Source organism: Aurantibacter sp. (assembly GCF_039941195.1).
GTDB lineage: Bacteria > Bacteroidota > Bacteroidia > Flavobacteriales > Flavobacteriaceae > Aurantibacter_A.
Genome location: NZ_JBDVFA010000094.1, coordinates 1 through 20016, shown reverse-complemented (window position 1 = coordinate 20016; position 20016 = coordinate 1). Strand labels below are relative to the sequence as shown.

General features: G+C 34.1%; 18 protein-coding genes and 1 pseudogene. 11 read left to right on the top strand and 8 right to left on the bottom strand.

The features are described 5' to 3' along the window. The first annotated feature begins 12 nt into the window (after window positions 1-12). Together ABJF52_RS15925 and ABJF52_RS15920 are read left to right on the top strand one after the other, a co-directional pair. On the top strand, window positions 13-723 hold the full coding sequence (locus ABJF52_RS15925) for a queuosine precursor transporter (RefSeq protein WP_348152533.1): 711 nt from the start codon (window positions 13-15) through the stop codon (window positions 721-723). A gap of 120 nt (window positions 724-843) precedes the next feature. Beyond that, a complete protein-coding gene (locus ABJF52_RS15920) occupies window positions 844-3558 on the top strand; it encodes an AsmA-like C-terminal region-containing protein (protein ID WP_348152453.1) in 2715 nt (904 codons plus the stop codon). Here the strand turns inward: ABJF52_RS15920 and ABJF52_RS15915 are convergent. Beyond that, on the bottom strand, window positions 3551-4345 hold the full coding sequence (locus ABJF52_RS15915; RefSeq protein WP_348152450.1) for a DUF2797 domain-containing protein: 795 nt from the start codon (window positions 4343-4345) through the stop codon (window positions 3551-3553). The genes ABJF52_RS15920 and ABJF52_RS15915 overlap by 8 nt on opposite strands. 66 nt (window positions 4346-4411) lie before the next feature. On the opposite strand from ABJF52_RS15915, the gene ABJF52_RS15910 reads away from it, so the two are divergent. Together ABJF52_RS15910 and ABJF52_RS15905 are read left to right on the top strand one after the other, a co-directional pair. After that, window positions 4412-5926 carry a GH3 auxin-responsive promoter family protein gene (locus ABJF52_RS15910; protein ID WP_348152447.1) on the top strand — a complete coding sequence of 505 codons (1515 nt, stop codon included), beginning with the start codon at window positions 4412-4414 and terminating at the stop codon, window positions 5924-5926. 156 nt (window positions 5927-6082) lie between these two features. Continuing rightward, window positions 6083-6640, top strand: coding sequence for a hypothetical protein (locus ABJF52_RS15905; protein WP_348152444.1), 558 nt, complete (start codon window positions 6083-6085; stop codon window positions 6638-6640). Between the two features lie 78 nt (window positions 6641-6718). Here the strand turns inward: ABJF52_RS15905 and clpX are convergent, their stop codons facing one another. The 6 genes from clpX to ABJF52_RS15875 form a co-directional block, all read right to left on the bottom strand. Then, entirely contained in the window at window positions 6719-7954 is a 1236-nt protein-coding gene (gene clpX / locus ABJF52_RS15900) for an ATP-dependent Clp protease ATP-binding subunit ClpX (RefSeq protein WP_348152441.1), read from the bottom strand. A gap of 16 nt (window positions 7955-7970) precedes the next feature. Then, on the bottom strand, window positions 7971-8651 hold the full coding sequence (gene clpP, locus ABJF52_RS15895; protein ID WP_348152439.1) for an ATP-dependent Clp endopeptidase proteolytic subunit ClpP: 681 nt from the start codon (window positions 8649-8651) through the stop codon (window positions 7971-7973). Window positions 8652-8801: 150 nt separating this feature from the next. After that, window positions 8802-10127 carry a trigger factor gene (tig, locus tag ABJF52_RS15890; protein WP_348152436.1) on the bottom strand — a complete coding sequence of 442 codons (1326 nt, stop codon included), beginning with the start codon at window positions 10125-10127 and terminating at the stop codon, window positions 8802-8804. A gap of 110 nt (window positions 10128-10237) precedes the next feature. Next, window positions 10238-10582 (bottom strand): phage holin family protein, encoded by a 345-nt coding sequence (locus ABJF52_RS15885; RefSeq protein WP_348152433.1) that lies wholly within the window; start codon window positions 10580-10582, stop codon window positions 10238-10240. A gap of 40 nt (window positions 10583-10622) precedes the next feature. Beyond that, the gene (locus tag ABJF52_RS15880) at window positions 10623-11393 is read right to left on the bottom strand and encodes an alpha/beta fold hydrolase (protein ID WP_348152431.1); all 771 of its coding nucleotides are present in this window, start codon (window positions 11391-11393) and stop codon (window positions 10623-10625) included. Next, window positions 11393-12106 carry a pyridoxine 5'-phosphate synthase gene (locus tag ABJF52_RS15875; RefSeq protein WP_348152428.1) on the bottom strand — a complete coding sequence of 238 codons (714 nt, stop codon included), beginning with the start codon at window positions 12104-12106 and terminating at the stop codon, window positions 11393-11395. Before ABJF52_RS15875 ends, ABJF52_RS15880 begins: the two co-directional genes overlap by 1 nt. 254 nt (window positions 12107-12360) lie before the next feature. On the opposite strand from ABJF52_RS15875, the gene ABJF52_RS15870 reads away from it, so the two are divergent. From ABJF52_RS15870 to ABJF52_RS15840, 7 genes are all read left to right on the top strand, one after another. Beyond that, on the top strand, window positions 12361-13017 hold the full coding sequence (locus ABJF52_RS15870; RefSeq protein WP_348152425.1) for a CBS domain-containing protein: 657 nt from the start codon (window positions 12361-12363) through the stop codon (window positions 13015-13017). 11 nt (window positions 13018-13028) lie between these two features. Continuing rightward, window positions 13029-13910, top strand: coding sequence for an NAD kinase (locus ABJF52_RS15865; protein WP_348152422.1), 882 nt, complete (start codon window positions 13029-13031; stop codon window positions 13908-13910). A 112-nt stretch (window positions 13911-14022) separates the two neighbouring features. After that, entirely contained in the window at window positions 14023-14721 is a 699-nt protein-coding gene (locus tag ABJF52_RS15860) for a DUF6089 family protein (RefSeq protein ID WP_348152419.1), read from the top strand. Window positions 14722-14735: 14 nt separating this feature from the next. Beyond that, window positions 14736-15476: an isoprenyl transferase gene (locus ABJF52_RS15855; RefSeq protein WP_348152417.1), complete on the top strand. Its 741-nt coding sequence runs from the start codon at window positions 14736-14738 to the stop codon at window positions 15474-15476. Window positions 15477-15522: 46 nt separating this feature from the next. Continuing rightward, window positions 15523-18102: an outer membrane protein assembly factor BamA gene (gene bamA, locus ABJF52_RS15850; protein WP_348152530.1), complete on the top strand. Its 2580-nt coding sequence runs from the start codon at window positions 15523-15525 to the stop codon at window positions 18100-18102. Window positions 18103-18210: 108 nt separating this feature from the next. Further along, a complete protein-coding gene (locus ABJF52_RS15845; RefSeq protein WP_348152414.1) occupies window positions 18211-19059 on the top strand; it encodes an OmpH family outer membrane protein in 849 nt (282 codons plus the stop codon). Between the two features lie 48 nt (window positions 19060-19107). Further along, window positions 19108-19617, top strand: a complete 510-nt coding sequence (locus ABJF52_RS15840) for an OmpH family outer membrane protein (protein WP_348152411.1) — start codon at window positions 19108-19110, stop codon at window positions 19615-19617. Window positions 19618-19669: 52 nt separating this feature from the next. Here the strand turns inward: ABJF52_RS15840 and ABJF52_RS15835 are convergent. After that, a pseudogene (locus tag ABJF52_RS15835) lies at window positions 19670-20016 on the bottom strand (glycosyltransferase family 2 protein); the annotation flags it as partial.

The window sequence follows — 20016 nt, the reverse complement described above, 5'->3', positions numbered from 1 at the left end:
ATGACTGAAAAAATGACCCTTAAAGATAAAAAGTTGGCCTATCGCATTTACTTGTATTTGGGTGCGCTTTTTATTACTTCTCTGGTTGTATCAAATTTAATATTTCAGAAATTCTTTTATTGGAATCCTTTTGGAGATGTTGAGGTGTTTGGCGTTTCGTTATTCGAGATTTCTGTAGGTGTACTGCCTTATCCAATTACCTTTTTAATTACCGATTTAATATCAGAGATTTTTGGAAAGAAAAAGGCGAATGAGATTGTAACGGCAGGTATTTTTGCTTCTTTTTTTTCCATGAGTATAATTCTGGTAGCCGATGTGGCACCAGCAATACCTTCTTCACCTTTAAGTAATGAAATTTTTAGCCAAGTATTTTCATTATCTCCATTAGCAGTTTTGGCGTCTATGTTGGCATATTTAACAGCTCAATATATAGATATCGCTATTTATCATTTTTGGAAAAAACTAACCAATGGTAAGCACCTGTGGTTGCGTAACAATTTTTCGACCTTTTTATCTCAGTTTATAGACACCTTTGTAGTTGTAGGCCTTTTGTGTATTTTCAAGGTGCTTCCATGGCATTTATTCTTTGGACTTGTAGTTTCTGGCTTTCTTTTTAAGATTTTTATAGCATTTCTCGACACCCCTTTACTCTATTTCTTCGTATATCTTTTAAGAAAAAGATTCGGACTAAAAATCGGAGAAGAAATTAACCTCGAAATTTAGAATATTCTTAACCTTTAGGTTAAAATAATGTCTCCCGTTTTAAGTTATATAATGGAGTGATTTATACTTTTTTATGCATTTAAAAAAGTATGAATTGCTTCTTACCATAAAATCCATTGCATGAAGAAAATTTTTAAGATACTTGGTATCGTTGTAGTATTGTTGATTGTAGTATTAATCGCCACTCCTTTTTTCTTAAAAGGTAAAATCGATGATATCATCAAAAATAAAGTCAACGAAAATGTTAATGCTACTTTAGATTTTGTCGATGCAGATTTAAGTTTGTTTAGTAATTTTCCAAATGCCACAGTAACTCTCGAAAAGGTTTCCCTAGTTAATAAAGCGCCATTTGAGGGGGATACGCTATTTGCTGCCAATGAAGTAGAATTAAAATTAGGAATCAGTCAATTTTTTAAAGAATCCGATGAACCTATTAAAATAGACCGTTTTTTTGTTGAGGGTGCGAATGTAAATGTCAAAGTAGACACGGAAGAGCGTGCGAATTATGACATTGCGCTTGAAGATGGAAGTGCTGAAACAGAAAGTACAGCTAGTGAATCTAGTTTTACTCTCGCAATGGATGAATATAGTATACAAAATTCTAAAATTGTTTATGACGACCGCAGTACAAATATGAACTTGACGATTACCGAATTAAATCATTCTGGTAGTGGAGATCTTTCATTAGCAACATCTGAACTAGATACTAAAACTACCGCCTTTGTATCTTTTGGAATGGATAGCACGAATTATCTAAACAATCATAATTTGGCTTTGGATGCGCTTATTGGATTAGATTTAGAAAAGATGAAATTTTCATTTCTAAAAAATGAAGCCTTAATTAATCAATTACCATTGGTATTTGATGGATTTATTCAGTTAAATGAAGATAATCAAGAAGTGGATGTGAACTTTAAAACACCTTCATCAGAGTTTAAAAACTTTTTAGCGGTAATACCAGAGGAATATTCTAAAAACTTAGATAATATTAAAACTACGGGTGATTTTACAGTAGCTGGTGAGTTTAAGGGAATTGTAGATGAAACACATATTCCTACATTCAATATTAAATTGAATTCTACAAATGCATCTTTTAAATATCCAGATTTACCAAAGTCGGTTCGAAATATTTTTATTGATGTAGCAATAAATAATGCAACTGGAATTACGGAAGACACCTATGTTGACATCAATAAGCTGTCATTTATGATTGATGAGGATAAATTTAATATGGTATCTAAGATTAGAGATTTAATGGGTAATATGAAAATGGATGCTCATGTAGATGGTAATATGAATTTGGCTAATATTTCTCAGGCCTATCCTGTACCACATGATTTAAATTTGAAAGGTTTTTTAGATGCGGATATTTCGGCTAATTTCGATATGGCATCAGTTGAAAATAATAAATACGAGAACACAAAAATTGACGGTACGTTTAGCCTGAAAGATTTTGAATACAATTCAGAAGAAATGGCTAATCCGGTAAAGATTGCTACCACAAAATTAACATTTAATCCAAATAAAGTTAGTTTAAATGAATTGCAAGGTAGTACAGGTAAAACTGATTTTAATGCTTCAGGTACTATTGATAATTTGTTAGGCTATATGTTTAATGATGAGAAAGTAAAAGGGAATTTTAATTTAAAATCGAATACTTTTTCCTTGAACGATTTTATGACTGCTGATGTTGAAGAGCAGCCGAAAGATTCGGAATCAGCACCAGAGCCTACTGGTGAAGAATCGCTAAAGATTCCTTCATTTTTGGATTGTAATATAAATGCTTATGCGTCAACTGTATTATATGATAATCTCACTTTAAAAGATGTTAAGGGAACGCTTTTGATTAAAGATGAAAAGGCAACATTACAAAATATGACAACTTCTATTTTTGATGGAAAAATGGCCTTTAATGGTGTAGTTTCTACTAAGAATGAAGTTCCAGATTTTGGAATGAAGCTCGATATGAAGAATTTTAATATCAGTGAAACTTTCGAGTCTTTTGAATTGTTTAAAACGCTAGCTCCTGTTGCTGGTGCTTTACGTGGGGTTTTAGATTCAGAGATTGAAATTTCTGGAAAATTAAATGATGATTTTACACCTGACATGGCAACTATTTCAGGTGATGTATTAGCTGAGTTAATGCAAACAGAATTGGACCCTAAAAAGACAGCTGTTTTAAATAAAGTAGGGGAGAAGTTAACTTTTCTAAAACCAGAAAATTTAGACTTAAAAGGATTGAAGACCGCATTAACTTTTGAAAATGGAGCGGTTAAAGTGAAACCGTTTACTGTGAAGTATCAGGATATTGATATGAATATTTCGGGTAGTCATACCTTCGATCAAAAGCTGAATTATGCGGCAACTATTGATGTGCCTGCAAAATATTTGGGTAGTGATGTAAATAGTTTAATTGCGAAAATAGATGATAGTTCTTTAGAGGATTTAACGGTACCCGTTACTGCTAATATTGGAGGTAATTATACGAGTCCAGATGTGTCTACAGACCTAACAGGTGGCGTAAAAAGCTTAACAACCAAGCTAGTTGAAATTGAAAAACAAAAGCTGATTAGCAAAGGAAAAGATAAAGCACAAGATTTATTGACCGGTATATTAGGAAATAAAACAGCTGAAAGCGATTCTGCTACTACAGAGGAAAAAACAACAGATGGAGCTAAGGAGATTTTAACCGGAATATTAGGAAGTAAAAAAGAAGAAGCTACCGAGGAAAATAAGGATACAGTAACAGAAGTTAAGACCGAAGAAGCTGTAAAAGAAAAAGCTAAAAGTATTCTTGGTGGTATTTTAGGTAAGAAAAAAAGTGATACTAACTAATAGTTAAGCCCACATAATAGCCTTCGCTTCCACGAACATTGAATACAGTATTGTCTTCAAAAATAAAGTACTGGCCTTTTATGCCTTTTAAAACACCAGAATAGTGTGGAGTTTTAATAAGATTAAGGCTTTTCACTTTTTCTGGGTACTGTAATACGGGAAAATCAAGATTCGTCTCTGTATTATTTTCTATAAAATATTCTAGGGCTTCAGCAGGTATGAATTCTTTAAGTTTTGCGCGCCATTCTACTAAGTTTTCATCGTCAACTTTATTTGTTAACATTTTACGCCAATTCGTTTTGTCTCCAACATGGTCTTTTAAAGCTACTTCTGTAATACCAGCCAAATATCGATTCGGTACTTCAACAATTTCTATGGCTTCATGTGCTCCTTGGTCAATCCATCGTGTAGGCACCTGTGCTTTCCTAGTAACGCCTACTTTTACATTACTTGAATTTGCTAAATAAACAATGTGGGGTTGTAATTGAGCTCTTTTCTCATACTCAAGGTCTCTATCCTCTTTTCCTAAATGCGCTGTGCTTAATTCAGGTCTCATAATCCAATCCCCTGCAGCCGGTGTTTCGAAGAAGCAACTCTGGCAAAATCCTTGTCGATAAATAGGTTTGTCTTTTCCACAGTTTAGACATTGATATTTGATAAAAGCGATACTTAGTTGTTTGTCAAGTATTTGATTAACGTTTAAAAAATCATTATCAAAAACCATATAATATTGAATGGGACTCCCGAATTCGGTTTGCATTTTTCTTAGTACACCTTCGTATTGCATGCCTTAAATTGTTATTTGAAAATGATAGTTTAATACATTATTTTAGAAGGCTAAATATACCTAAAAATGTCAATACCATTATTCAATTCTATTGCTTCATGGCTTTTAAAAAAGCGCTATCATCAGATAGAACTTTTTCTAAAATATCCAGAAGAAGTTCAAGAGGAGGTATTGCGTCAATTACTTGAAATAGCAGACGAAACAGAGGTTGGTAAAAGATATGAGTTTGAATCTATTAGTAATTATCAAACCTTTCGCGAGCGTTTGCCAATTCAGTCCTATGAAGAAATAGAACCTAGTATTGAACGAACGCGTCGTGGCGAACAAAATATTTTTTGGCCTACTTCAATAAAATGGTTTGCTAAAAGCAGCGGAACCACAAATGCCAAAAGTAAATTTATTCCTGTTAGTGCCGAGGCACTTGAAGATTGTCATTATAAATCTGGTAAAGATTTGTTGTGTCTCTATCTGAATAATAATGAAAACTCACAATTGTTCACGGGTAAAAGTTTACGTTTGGGTGGCAGTAAAGAGCTTTATGAAGATAATGGTTCCTTATTTGGTGATTTATCGGCCATTTTAATTGATAATATGCCGCTTTGGGCAGAATTTAGTAGTACGCCAAGTAATAAGGTTTCTTTAATGAGTGAGTGGGAGCATAAGCTAAAGGCTATCATTAATGAAAGTACTCAAGAGAATGTAACTAGCTTAGCGGGGGTCCCTTCGTGGATGTTGGTGTTATTAAATGATGTAATTGAAGATACTGGTAAAGATCATTTGTTCCAAGTTTGGGAAAACCTAGAGGTTTATTTTCATGGAGGCGTTAGTTTTAATCCGTATAAAGAACAATACAAGAAACTGCTGCCTCGAAAGAGTTTTAAATATTATGAAATCTATAATGCATCTGAAGGCTTTTTTGCTATTCAAGATCGCAATGGTGCCGATGACTTATTGTTGATGTTAGATTATGGTATATTTTATGAATTTATTCCAATGGATCAATATGGCACTGAAGCACAACAAGCAATACCATTATGGGAAGTTCGAATAGGTAGAAATTATGCCATTATCATAACTACCAATTCCGGTTTATGGCGGTATAAAATAGGCGATACAATTCGTTTTACTTCTACTAATCCTTATCGTATAAAGGTAACAGGCAGAACAAAGCATCATATTAATGTATTCGGTGAAGAATTAATTATTGAAAATGCTGAAGAAGCGTTAAAGAGTATTTGTAAAAAGACCGGTGCCGAAATTAAAGATTACACTGCGGGTCCTGTTTTTATGGCTGGAAAAGAGAAAGGGGCTCACGAATGGATTATAGAATTTAGAAGACCACCAGAAGATTTAGATTATTTTACTGAGCTTCTAGATAATGCTCTAAAATCTTTGAATTCCGACTACGAAGCAAAGCGCTATAATAGTATTACTCTCAACTTGCCTAAAGTACATATTGCTAGAGAAAATCTATTTTATGACTGGTTGAAATCTAATAACAAATTAGGTGGACAACACAAGATTCCGCGACTTTCTAATCAACGAGATTATATCGAAGAATTACTCTCTATAAACGTTTAAAGTGTAATTATCATTCAGGTAATTGGCTATATTTAGGCGTAATCGCTTACTATATCGAATTTTTACTTCCGATAAACAAATAAATGCTGTTTTCAGGCGTTTAATGTTCAATTTGCCAATCTAAATCTTATTATACACACAAACAAATACAAAATTATGGCAGAAAGACTAGTCGTCTTATCGGATATGTGGGGAGTTAAAAAAGGATTATGGATTACCTCATATTTAGGGTATCTTCAACAGTATTATGATATTGTTTTCTACGATGTGCAACAGTTAGCTCATATTGATTTAGCTGTGAATGATGAAAAGAATTTACATAAGGCATTTGTAGAAGGTGGAATTGATACAGCGGTTGCACATTTAATTCGAAAAGAGAAAACAGCTTCACATTACTTAGCATTTAGCACGGGAGGTACAATTGCTTGGAAAGCTGCATTAAAGGGTTTACCAGTAAAATCTTTATATACGGTTTCAGCGACAAGAATTCGTGAAGAAAATCAAAAACCAGATTGTCCAATGAATTTAATTTATGGAGGTAACGATTCTTTTATGCCTAAAAAAGATTGGGCTGAAAAGGTTGGTACTGAATTAGAGATAATACCAAATTTTGGACATGAACTTTATACAGATGAAAAAATTATCGGTAAAGTTTGTCAAGATTTATTGGCCAATGTAACTAAGGTGAAATTCAAGAAAAGAAAAGTAGTCTAAAAGTAGCATATAGATATACTAAAAAACCTCGTCTGTTATGAATAGACGAGGTTTTTTTATGGTTTACATTTAATATATTTATGAAACCGCCTTTAGCTTTTTAATAGTTTCGTAATTTAGTTTGCTTTCAGCATATGGCTTACTTACTTTAAATTCCTTTTCTCCACTGGTAGGCATTTCAAACATGGCATCTGTAAATATGGCTTCACATAAAGAGCGAAGTCCTCTCGCGCCTAACTTGTACTCAATAGCTTTCTTAACAATATAATCTAAGGCTTGATCGGTAATTGTAAATACAATACCATCCATAGCGAATAGTTTCTCATATTGTTTTATAATAGCATTTTTAGGTTCTGTTAAAATTGCTCGCAATGTTTTCTCATCCAAAGGATTCATATGAGTTAACACAGGAAGTCTTCCTATAATTTCAGGAATTAATCCGAAGTCTTTTAAATCTTTAGGAATAATATATTGCAAGATATTAGTATCATCCAGGTTATCTTCCGCTTTAGAAGCACTATATCCTATTGATTGTAAATTCAATCTTTTAGAAATAGCACGTTCAATACCGTCGAATGCACCTCCAGCGATAAATAATATATTTTCAGTATTTACTTCAATAAATTTTTGGTCGGGATGTTTTCTTCCTCCTTTTGGCGGAACATTTACCACTGTTCCTTCTAATAATTTAAGAAGACCTTGTTGAACACCTTCACCAGAAACATCTCTAGTTATAGAAGGGTTATCGCTTTTACGTGCAATTTTATCAATTTCATCAATAAATACGATACCTCTTTCCGTTTTTTCAAGATTGTAATCAGCAGCTTGTAATAGCCTCGTTAAAATACTTTCGACATCTTCACCTACATAACCAGCTTCCGTTAAAACGGTAGCATCAACAATAGCTAATGGTACGTTTAACATACGAGCAATGGTTTTCGCCATTAAGGTTTTACCTGTACCAGTTTGCCCAACCATGATAATGTTACTTTTTTGTATTTCAACATCATCTTCGTTAGAACTAGGTTGTAATAATCTTTTATAGTGGTTGTAAACTGCCACCGACATTACTTTTTTGGTTCGTTCTTGGCCAATAATAAATGTGTCCAAAAACTCTTTAATTTCAATGGGTTTTTTTAGAATCAATTCTGAAGACAAATCATTTGTTTTCGATTGCTTCGATTCCTCCGCCACTATACCATGTGCCTGCTCTATACATCTGTCACAGATGTGAGCATCCAGACCAGCTATTAATAGATTAGTCTCTGGTTTCTTCCTTCCGCAGAATGAACATTCTAAATTTTCTTTTGCCATACTATCTTGGTCTACCTTATTCCTTCTCCCTTACTAATAATTCGTCAATCATACCGTATTTTTTAGCTTCTTCAGCTTTCATCCAGTAATCACGATCACTATCTTCATGTACTTTTTTAACGGTTTGGCCAGAATGTTGTGCGATGATTTCATATAATTCATCTTTTAATTTTAGAATTTCCCTTGCGGTAATTTCTATATCGCTAGCCTGACCTTGCGCTCCACCCATTGGTTGGTGAATCATTACTCGTGAATGTTTTAATCCACTACGCTTCCCTTTTTCACCCGCACAAAGCAATACTGCTCCCATTGATGCTGCCATACCTGTACAAATTGTAGCTACATCTGGTGAGATGAATTGCATGGTATCATAAATGCCTAAACCAGCATAAACACTACCACCTGGTGAATTAATATAAATTTGTATGTCTTTAGTAGCGTCTACGCTTGCCAAAAACAGTAATTGTGCTTGAACAATATTTGCAACTTGGTCGTTAATACCAGTGCCAAGAAAAATAATGCGATCCATCATTAATCTTGAATAAACGTCCATAGCAATAACGTTCATTTGCCTTTCTTCAATAATATTTGGTGTCATATTCACCGGATACATGCTACTCATTATTTTATCGTAATAAGTGCTGTTAATACCTTGGTGATTTATGGCAAAATTTTTAAATTCTTTTCCGTAGTCCATGTAATATTTGAGTGATATTTTAATAAAAAAAGGTGCCGAAGCATAATGTTCGGCACGTTAAAGATACTAATTTATATAAGATCGCCTTTTTTGTAGTACTCAAAAGTGCTTATAAAAAGGCGAAGCACAGATTAATTCGATAAACTGAATCTACGAGCCGTAAACTTCAGTTACAAACTTATCATATGTAAGTTCTTTCGTCTTTAAATTAACTTTTTCTTTATATAAAGTAAGAAGTTTTTGACTCATAAGTTGTTCAGAAAGCCTTTTAACTTCATCTTGGTTGCCCATTACTCTTGCTGCAATGGCGTCAAGCTCAGCTTCTTCCGGATTCATTTGACCGTATTGCGCCATTTGTGACTTAATAAAGCCTTTAGCAAATTCTTTCAATTCTTCGAATTGTACCTGAATATCGTTTTCTTGAATAATTTTACCTTCAATAAGTTGGTAACGCAATCCTTTTTCCGATTTTTCGAACTCTTCGCTTGCCTGATCTTCCGTTAATGGGTTTTCGCCAGTCATCTTAATCCATTTGGTTAAGAATTCTACAGGCAAATCAAACTTCGTGTTTTCAATAAAATATTCTGTAATATCATTAAGAAGCTTCTGATCTGCTTGTTGCTCGAATTGTTTTTCAGAATCTTCTTTTATTTTAGCTTTCAATTCATCTTCAGACTTTACTTCGTCTTTTCCGAAAAGCTTATCAAATAATTCTTGATCTAGATTTGCAGGCTCACGTTCGTTAATTTCTTGTATTTCAAAATCAACATCAATATTTAAACCTTCTCCTTTTTCAGCAGTTAAGCCTAAAGCATGGGTTAGTAGATGGTCTTCTTTAAAAAGACCTTTAGTTTTAAGTGAAACAATATCACCTACTTTTTTACCAACTAAAGCATCAATTGCTTTCTTGCTTTTAACTTTATCAAGTTCTATAACAAATTTATTTTCGATTTCTTCGGCTTCGTTTTTGAATATACCGTTGATTTCGTCCACTTTGTTAACTTCGTTCTTGCTAACCAATTTACCGTATTGCTTTTGAATACGTTCTACTTGCTCATCAATCATTTTTTGATCAGCTACTATCTTATAACGTGTAATTGGTTTTTTGGTCTTCAAAGAAACTTCAAAACTAGGTGCAAGACCCAATTCAAATTCAAAATCAAACTCTTCCTTATCCCAATCAAAATTTTCTTGTTGTTTAGGTAAAGGATTACCTAGAACATCAAGTTTTTCTTCGGTTAGGTATTTGTTAAGATTGTCTTGTAGTAATTTATTAACCTCGTCTACTAAAACAGCCTTGCCATATTGTTTTTTTATAAGACCAATTGGCACTTGTCCTTTTCTAAAACCAGGAATATTCGCCTGCTTTCTATAGTCTTTTAAAATTTTTTCGACATTATCTTTATAATCGTCTTTTGTAATAGCCACCTTTACTATGGCATTCAACTCGTCGACTTGTTCTTTCGTAATATTCATATATCTTTTCCTAAATCCCATTTTTAGCGGGATGCAAAATTAGTATATTTTCTCTAGTGGAGCAAGTTTTTAATTAGCTAGTTGCCAATGTATTTACGTGGTTTCTATTGCTATTTATCCTTTTTAAGGAATGAAAAAAGAATCGATTGAAAAAGACTTAAAAGCAAACTAAAAATTATAGCCCACCAAATGTTAGAAACGCTAAAACCATCAACAAAATAATTAGCTAATAAAATGATGCAGGCATTTACGATTAGTAAGAAAAGACCTAAAGTTATTATGGTTACTGGTAGGGTTAAAATTACCAATATCGGTTTTACAATGAAGTTTAATAAACCCAGTACAACTGCCACTATTATAGCAGTTACATAACTATCAACGCCAACTCCAGGTAATATTTTAGATAAAATAACAACAGCAATTGCACTTAGCAAAACTCTTAATAATAGATTCATAATATTCTAATTTTATAGTGTTAAAGGTAATCTGTTTGTCTTACGATTTTAAAAAGCTTAGCGATTTTTTAAAAAATTGCACAGGATTTTCTGCATGCAACCAATGTCCGGCGTTGTCTATGGTCTCGATTTGAGCATTTGGAAAATGATTTTTTATGTTGCCTTCATCCGCAGCAATTACATATTCTGATCGATCACCTTTTAGAAACAAGGTTTGCCCTTCGAAAATTGAGCTTGATGCTATATTTTCACCAATTTCTTCCATCTTTTCTGAAAGTACACTTAAATTAAAACGCCAACCCAATTCTCCTTTGTTTATCCAGTACAGGTTTTTTAATAAAAATTGACGTATTCCAAATTCACTAATATGCTTTTCTAATTCTGATTCCGCTCCTGATCTAGAATCAATTTCTGATAAATTCAGCATGTTTAAAGCGTCAATGATATTTTGATGATGCGGTGGGTAATATTTCGGAGCTATGTCGGCAATAATTATTTTTTCCAGGTAATTGGGGTAAGAGCTTGCAAATTGCATTGCAGTTTTACCACCCATAGAATGACCAATAATACTGCATTTTTCTTTTTGGTGGTGATGTAAATATGCGACAATATCTGATGCTAATAGTTCGTAATTAAATTCATCTGACCAAAAGCTTTTACCATGATTGCGTTGATCAATTAAATGCACTTGAAACCCTTTTTCAGCATATTTGTTACCAAGAGTTTTCCAATTGTCTGACATTCCAAGAAAGCCATGTAATATAAGTAATGGTTGGCCTTCACCAATTATTTTAGAATGCAAGAGTTTCATTATTTTAATCGATTTAAGTACATGTTTATTACGTTATCTAAACCTAAATATAAGGCTTCTGAAATAAGTGCATGCCCGATAGATACTTCTAAAAGATTTGGTATGTTCTCCTTAAAAAATTTAATATTTTCTAAACTTAAATCATGTCCGGCGTTTATACCTACCCCTAATTTATTAGCGGTTTTAGCAGCTTTTACAAAAGGTTCAATGCCTTTTTTGTTTCCTTTGGAAAAGGCTTGGGCAAAACTTTCGGTGTATAGTTCAATCCTGTCAGTACCTGTCTTCGCTGCACCCTCCACCATTTTGGTATCAGCATCAACAAAAATTGAGGTTCTAATTCCGTTTGTTCTAAAAGTAGCAATAACTTCGGTGAGGAAATCTGCGTGTTTTCTGGTGTCCCAACCGGCATTAGATGTAATAGCATCAACGGCATCGGGTACAAGAGTTACTTGAGTAGGCTTAACCTCTAAAACCAAATCAATAAATTTTTGAATTGGGTTACCTTCAATATTAAATTCTGTAGTAACTATTTTTTTTAAGTCCTTAGCATCCTGATATCGAATATGTCGCTCATCTGGACGCGGGTGAATGGTGATGCCCTCGGCTCCAAAAGATTCAATATCTGCAGCTACCTTAAGTAAATCGGGTACATTGCCACCACGAGAATTTCGAAGGGTCGCTATTTTATTTACATTAACACTAAGCTTTGTCATAAATGCGTTATACTTTTATTGTGTATGCAAAATTACGAATCAGAAGGTATTTTGAGGTGTATGAATAGGTTTTTTATGGACTATTTTAGTGTAGAATTAGGCATAATTTTTCGGTATAGCAGTGCTTAAGTCTAAAATTATAACGGGGTTATGTGTTAAAAGAGTTTGAAAAAAATGATTTATATAGTTTAAAACACACTCTTGGGCACACCTTTTGATATTTTAATTAGTACTTTGCACCAATATAATTAAATATGCCTTTAAGAAATCACATAATTGATGATATTGCCGTATTTACGGTGACGGATTCAATTGCTAAAATCGTTGATTTTTTTCATGATAGTACATTCTCGCATGTTGCTATTACTGATAAAGGTCAGTTCGTGGGAATAATGAGCGAAGATGATGCTCATGAATTAGAAGAAGGAAAATATATTGCGGATTATAGATATAGCTTAGAGACTTTTTTTGTTAAAAAAGATACGAATTGGCTTGATGTTTTGGAAACATTTGCGCGAAATGAAGCCAATCTTATTCCAGTGCTTAATGATGATTCTGAAGTATTGGGTTATTATGATTTAACTGATATCTGTGCCTTTTTTATTGATAAACCTTTCTTTACCGAGCCAGGTGGTATTATTGTTTTAGCTCGCGGAATTAAAGATTATTCGTTTAGTGAAATTGCGCAAATTGTTGAAAGTAATAATACACGGGTAATAGGAGCTTTTATTACCGATATTCGTAACGATGTTATTCAAATAACTTTAAAAATAGGTACTACAGATTTAAATGAAGTGCTGCAGACTTTCAGACGTTATAATTATAATGTACTATTTGGTAATAATGACGATCAATTTTTGGAAGACTTAAAGCAGCGATCAGATTATCTAGAAAAATATCTTAACGTTTAAATTAGCTATTTGTGAAAGTTGCCATTTATGGATTGAATAATCAGGATGATGCCTTAGACGCAGTAGAAGAGCTTTTAAATGAACTTCAAAAAGATGATTCAGAAGTTTGGATAGAGGAAGATTTTCACTCGGTTTTAGCTTCAAGAAATACATCCATTAATCACAACACTTTTACAACCTCAACTGGCTTAGATGGTTCTTTTGACATGTTCGTAAGTTTTGGTGGTGATGGTACTATATTGCGGGCTACAACTTTTGTACGGGATTTAGGAATACCAATAGTGGGCGTGAATACAGGTCGATTGGGATTTTTATCCACTTTTAAAAAAGAAGATGTACGTAAAGTGGTGACTGAGTTTTTAAGCGGGTCGTATAGAGTAGTGGAGCGCAGTTTAGTTGAAGTTTCTGCTGGTTTTGAAATACCAGAATTTGAAACAATGAATTTTGCACTTAATGAAGTAAGTGTTAGTAGAAAAGACACTACTTCTATGATTACCATAGAAACTTATTTGGATGATGAATATTTAACCTCTTATTGGGCCGATGGTTTAATAATTTCTACACCAACTGGTTCAACTGGATATTCGTTGAGTTGTGGAGGTCCTGTAATTGTTCCTTCGGCAAAATCTTTAGTTTTAACTCCTATAGCACCACATAATTTAAACGCAAGACCATTGGTAATTTCTGATGATACGGAAATACGACTTAAGGTGTCCGGTAGAGAAGAAAACCATTTGGTTTCACTGGACTCTAGATTAGCGTCTATTGAAAATGGCCAAGAAATAATGGTAAAACGAGCCGACTTTACAATAAAGATGATTGAGTATACTTCTGAGAGCTTCTTAAAAACACTTCGTAACAAATTATTATGGGGTGAAGATCGCCGGAATTGAACTACACCAAAACAATAAATAAGTACAAAACCTGTTTATCATTTGAGAACCTGAATGAAACGATTATTTCTAAGGTCAGGGCAATCGTTATATTTTCAAATTTTTAAGTTTCATGAAACGATTAATCGTTATAGTCTTTGTTTTGCTTGTTAGTCAAATTTCAGCGCAGACCTATGAGGTAGGTGTTTTTGCTGGTGGTGCTAATAATATAGGAGATGTTGGGCGAACCAATTTTATTTTGCCTTCAGGTTTTGCATACGGAGGTTTGTTTAAATGGAATAAGAGTAAAAGATACGCATGGCGCGCTAGTGTTTATCATGGTAAATTTAAAGCAGATGATACTAAATCGAGCATTTCTTCGCGTCAACAACGTGGTTACGTTGTAAAAAATAGAATGACGGAAGCGTCAATAGGGCTGGAGTTTAACTTTGTAGAATATAACTTGCATAAGTTAGGACCTGCTTTTACACCTTATTTATATACTGGGGTTACTTATTTTAGATACGATTATAATTATTTTGATGCCGGCCAGTTTATTAATTTCAATCAAACTGATGGTTCTATGGCAATACCAATGACAGTTGGTGCAAAATATAGATTAAATCAATTTTTAATTTTAGGTGCAGAAATAGGGGCTCGGTATACTTTTACCGATAATTTAGATGCTAGTAATCCAGAAAAATCAAATTTAATAAGCAACCAACTAGATGTTGCATTTGGTAATATTTTTAGTGATGACTGGTATGTTTTCTCCGGATTAACCTTAACTTACACCTTTGGCAGAAAACCCTGTCAAGATTGTTTTCAGTAAGAAGTCTACAAGGTATGATTACTATCGAAGATGTTGATAAGACGAAGTTGCCCCGTCATTTAGCCATTATTATGGATGGAAATGGTCGTTGGGCTAAAGAAAGAGGTAAATTGCGAGTTTTTGGTCATGAACATGGTGTTAAAACAGTTCGCGTTACAGTTGAAAATTGTGTAAAAATGGGGTTGGAATACCTTACATTATATACTTTTTCTACAGAAAATTGGAACAGACCTAAACTAGAAGTGGATACGTTAATGCGGCTTTTGGTTTCTTCTTTAAAAAAAGAACTTAAAACTTTTAACAAAAATAACGTTCGATTGAATACAATCGGCAATATTGAGTCCTTACCTAAAAAAGCTCAAATAGAATTAGAGGAGACTATAGCGAAAACAAAGGAAAACACAGGTCTCACGCTTACTTTGGCGCTGAGTTATGGTTCTCGTGAAGAGCTAACTACTGCTATGAAGGAGATTGCCATCAAAGTTAAAAATAATATAATTTCACCTGAAAATATTGACGAAACCATTATTAATACTCATCTTTACACGCAAAATTTGCCAGACGTAGACTTGCTTATCCGTACCAGTGGGGAACAAAGGATAAGCAATTTTTTACTTTGGCAGATAGCCTACGCAGAATTATATTTTATTGATGTATTTTGGCCCAATTTTAATGAGCATCATCTTGCGGAAGCCATTAAGAATTACCAGAATAGAGAACGAAGATTTGGAAAAACTAGCGAACAACTCAATTAACTACTCGACAAAGTTCAAACCATTTGAACTTTTATTCACAATTTTAATGTTTTTTGCCGTATCCGGCATAGTAGCTCAAGAAAGCTCCTATGACGAAGGTAAGCGCTATATACTGGGGGGTCTGGAAGTTACCGGATTGCAAAGTTATAACGAACAAACGGTAAAAACATATACTGGGCTAAGAGAAGGCCAACCAATTACCGTTCCTGGTGATCAAATTAGTGCAATTATCAATAAACTCTGGGGGCTTGAGCTTTTTAGTGCTATTGACTTTTACACTACTAATATTGAAGGTGATAAAATTTTCTTGGAACTAGTAATAAAAGAGCGCCCAACACTTTCTTCTGTAAAGGTTAATGGTATAAAACCTCGAAAAGTTGAAAAGATATTAGAAGATACTGATCTTAAGAAAGGAAAGAAGATTACAGAAAGTCTTATCGCAAATACAAAGAACTATCTTCAGAATAAATACAAAAAAGATGGTTACTTAAATACCAAGGTTAATATAATTACAACTAAAGACACGATAGATTCGAATACCCAGAAAATGGTTGTAAACATTGACCGCGGGGATAAAGTTAAAATTAAAAGAATAGATTTTGTAGGTAACGAACAGCTTTCTGCTAAAAAATTGCAGGGCGCTATGAAAAAAACCAAAGAGAAAAGGTTTTGGCGTGTTTGGAAAAAGTCAAAATATATTGAAGAAGATTATCAGAACGATTTAGATTTATTAATTGATAAATACGCCGAAAACGGATATCGTGATGCTCGTGTAATATACGATTCGCTAACCTCCGTGGATGATAATAATATTGCTTTAAAGATAAAGGTAGAAGAGGGAAATAAGTATTACTTCGGTGATATTAATTTTGTGGGTAATAGTGTTTATACTGATAGAGACTTAGCTCGAGTATTGGGTATAAAAAAAGGTCAAACCTATAACGGTGTTGAATTAAGAAAGCGAATTGCTGATGATTCTGATCCCGATGCGCAAGACATTACAAATCTATATCAGAATAATGGATATTTATTCTCTAGTATAAACCCAGTAGAAATTTCTGCTGCCAATGATACAATTAACTTCGAAATTAGAATTATAGAAGGTAAAGAAACCTTTTTAAATCACGTTACTGTTGAAGGTAATGACAGAACAAATGACCATGTAATCTTTAGAGAATTACGTACAAGACCTGGTCAAAAATATAATAAATCGAATATCATTCGAAGTATTCGTGAATTGGGTCAATTAGGGTATTTTGATGCTGAACAAATTAAGCCTGATGTTTTAAATCCTAATCCGAATGAGGGAACTGTGGACATTAATTATGGTTTAATAGAAGCAGGATCTAGCCAGATAGAATTACAAGGTGGCTACGGTGGTGGTGGTTTTATAGGTACACTTGGACTTTCATTCAGCAATTTCTCTATGAAGAATCTGTTTAAAGGCGAGGAATATAAGCCAGTACCTATGGGTGATGGTCAAACTTTCGCTTTGCGACTACAGGCAAGTAGAACCTACAGAATTTATAGCTTAAATTTTGCAGAACCTTGGTTAGGAGGGAAGAAACCGGTGCGTTTTAGTGTTAATGCTTCGCAAACAAAACAATTTGCTGCCTCTTATGATACAAGTGGTAATATTGTTAGAGATCCGGATCGTGGCTTCTCAATTACAGGTATAACTTTAGGTTTAGCAAAAAGAGTTCAATGGCCAGATGATTTCTTTACCATTTCGCACTCTATTGGATATCAGTTGTATGATTTCAACGATTACAATATTGGGTTGTTTAGTTTTGGAGATGGTAAGTCAAATTCATTTACATATACATTTGGACTTTCAAGAAACTCTCAAACAGGTGGACGAATCTTTCCAAGGGGCGGTTCTAACTTTGAATTTACTGCAAAGTTAACACCACCATATTCTTTGTTTAGCAATAAAGATTTTGCTGCGATAAGTGAAAGAAGTACGGAGTTGTTGACGGAATTGAGTGCATTAGATACTTCAAGTGCTACTTATGAAACTACTTATGAAGCACTTTCTGAAGAACGTGAAGCCTTAGAAGAAGAGCGTTTTAATTGGCTTGAATACTATAAAATTAAGTTTAAAGGCGATTGGTATACTACCCTTGTAGGAGATTTGGTATTGCGTACAAATGCAGAGTTTGGCTTTTTAGGAGCTTATAATCACGATATAGGTGATGTTCCTTTTGAACGTTTCTTTGTTGGTGGTGATGGACTAGGTAATTTCACCTTAGATGGTAGAGATGTTGTGCAATTAAGAGGTTATGAAAATCAAGCACTTACCCCTGTAGATGAGATTACAGGCAGTCAGGAAGGTGCAATTGTATATAATAAGTTTTCGCTGGAATTAAGATATCCACTTACTTTAAAGCCTTCTGCTTCCATTTATGGACTAGCTTTTTTAGAAGGAGGACGCGGTTTCAACAATTTTCAGGAATTTAATCCGTTTGAACTAAAACGGTCGGCTGGTGTGGGGCTTCGCATTTTTATGCCAGCGTTTGGTCTATTGGGTATTGATTTTGGCTATGGGTTTGATGAGGATCTAACTTCTGGCGCCAGCGGTCCAAGTGGATTACAAACGCACTTCATAATTGGTCAACAGTTCTAAACATAAAAATTAGTTCAGAAAATTAATCCTGTCATATGCTAAATGCTTCATTTTAAAAGTTTTAGTAAATTTGGCACGATATTTTCTTTAGTTTAAACCGATTAAGAAATGAAGACAAAATCGAACGTTCTTTTACTTTTAGCAATAGTGCTGTTTTCATCGAATGCTATAGCGCAAGCACGTGGAGTTCGAATGGCATATGTAGATATGGAATACATTTTAGAGAATGTAGAAGAATATCGTGATGCTACTGAACAACTAGAAAATAAAGTTCAGAAGTGGAAAGTTGAAGTAGAGCAGAAGCAGAGTGCTGTTGAACAGATGAAGAAAGATTTAATGTCTGAACGTGTTCTTTTAACTGATGAGTTAATTTCTGAGCGTGAAGAGGAAATTGCGATTGCTGAAAAGGAAATGGTGGAGTATCAACAAGACCGTTTTGGACCACAAGGAGATCTAGTAGTTCAAAAGAGAATGTTGATTCAGCCGATACAAGATCAGGTGTTCAATGAGGTTCAGAAGATAGGTGCTAATAAAAAGTACGATTTTATTTTTGATAAATCTGCGGATGTTGTAATGTTGTATTCCGAAAAAAGGCACGATATTAGCGATTTAATACTAAGAGGCATTGCTAGAACTAGAAAAGTAAGCAAACCTAAGAAGAAAGCTAGTAAGAGTCGTGCGGATGAATTTGATGTTGAAGGAGAAGAAGAAAGGATAAGCGAAGCTTTAATTGAGCGACAGGAAAAGGCAAAACAAGCACAGGAAGCTCGAGCCAAAACGGCTGATGAAAGGAGAGCTGAGCAAATAAAATTGCGTGAAGAACGTAAGAAAGCTTACGAAGCGCGTAGACAGAAGCTCTTAGAAGAGCGACAAGCAGAGAAAGATGCTAAAGAAGCAGAACGTAATAAAGATAAAGATGAAGACGATTCTGATTCGGAAAGTAGAGACGATAGTTAAATTTTAATAATTAACCACAAGTAATTAACACTCAAATAGTATACTCAAATGAAACAAGTAAAGAAAATAGCGGTAGCCCTAGTATTATTTATCGCTGCAACCGGATTTGTAAATGCACAGAGCAAAGTTGCCCATATTGATGTAACTCAATTGTTGACATCAATGCCAGAAATGAAATCAGCAGAAGCTGAATTAAAAAAGTTATCTGAAACGTATAGAGCGGACATAGAAAGTTCAATGGCTGAATTCCAAAATAAAGCTACTTTATATCAAAATGAAGCGGCGGCTAAATCTAAAGAAGAGAATGAAAAAAGAGCTTTAGAACTTCAAGGTGTTCAAAAAAACATCCAAGAAGCTGAACAAGCTGCTTCTAGAGAGCTTCAGAAAAAGCAAGGTGAACTTTTTGCACCAATTTCAGATAAGGCTAAAGCGGCTATTGAAAAAGTAGCAGCGGCACAAGGATTCGATTATGTGATCGATGCACAAGTTGGTGGTGGCTTAATCGTTGCTAAAGGTAAAAACCTTTTAGCTGATGTGAAGGCAGAATTAGGAATATAATAAAGTATTACACTTATAAAAAAAATGCCGCTCTTTGAGCGGCATTTTTTATTTAAAATAGTTTCTTTTTAATACTCTGCCAACGGTACTTTCGAATAAAATCGGCCTCATCTTTGGTCACAAGCAACGGTTTTTGTGATTCTCTAGCATTGTAAAATCCTTCCATATTATCGAAAAAAGCATTCCGTTTCTTTAATTTCCAAGCCATTTTTAAGGAGGCGATAAAGGTAATCCAATATCCATAGCCCATGGTGTACATGGCTTCGCCTTGTAGTAATTTGGCTTTAGCGTTATATGCTTTACCTGTTGGTCTAAGGTGCTTCACTTTTAAGGAGTCGTCAGTAAATATATCAAAGTCATGATATTGCGCTAGAAGTTCGTCGAGTGTATCCCAACCCA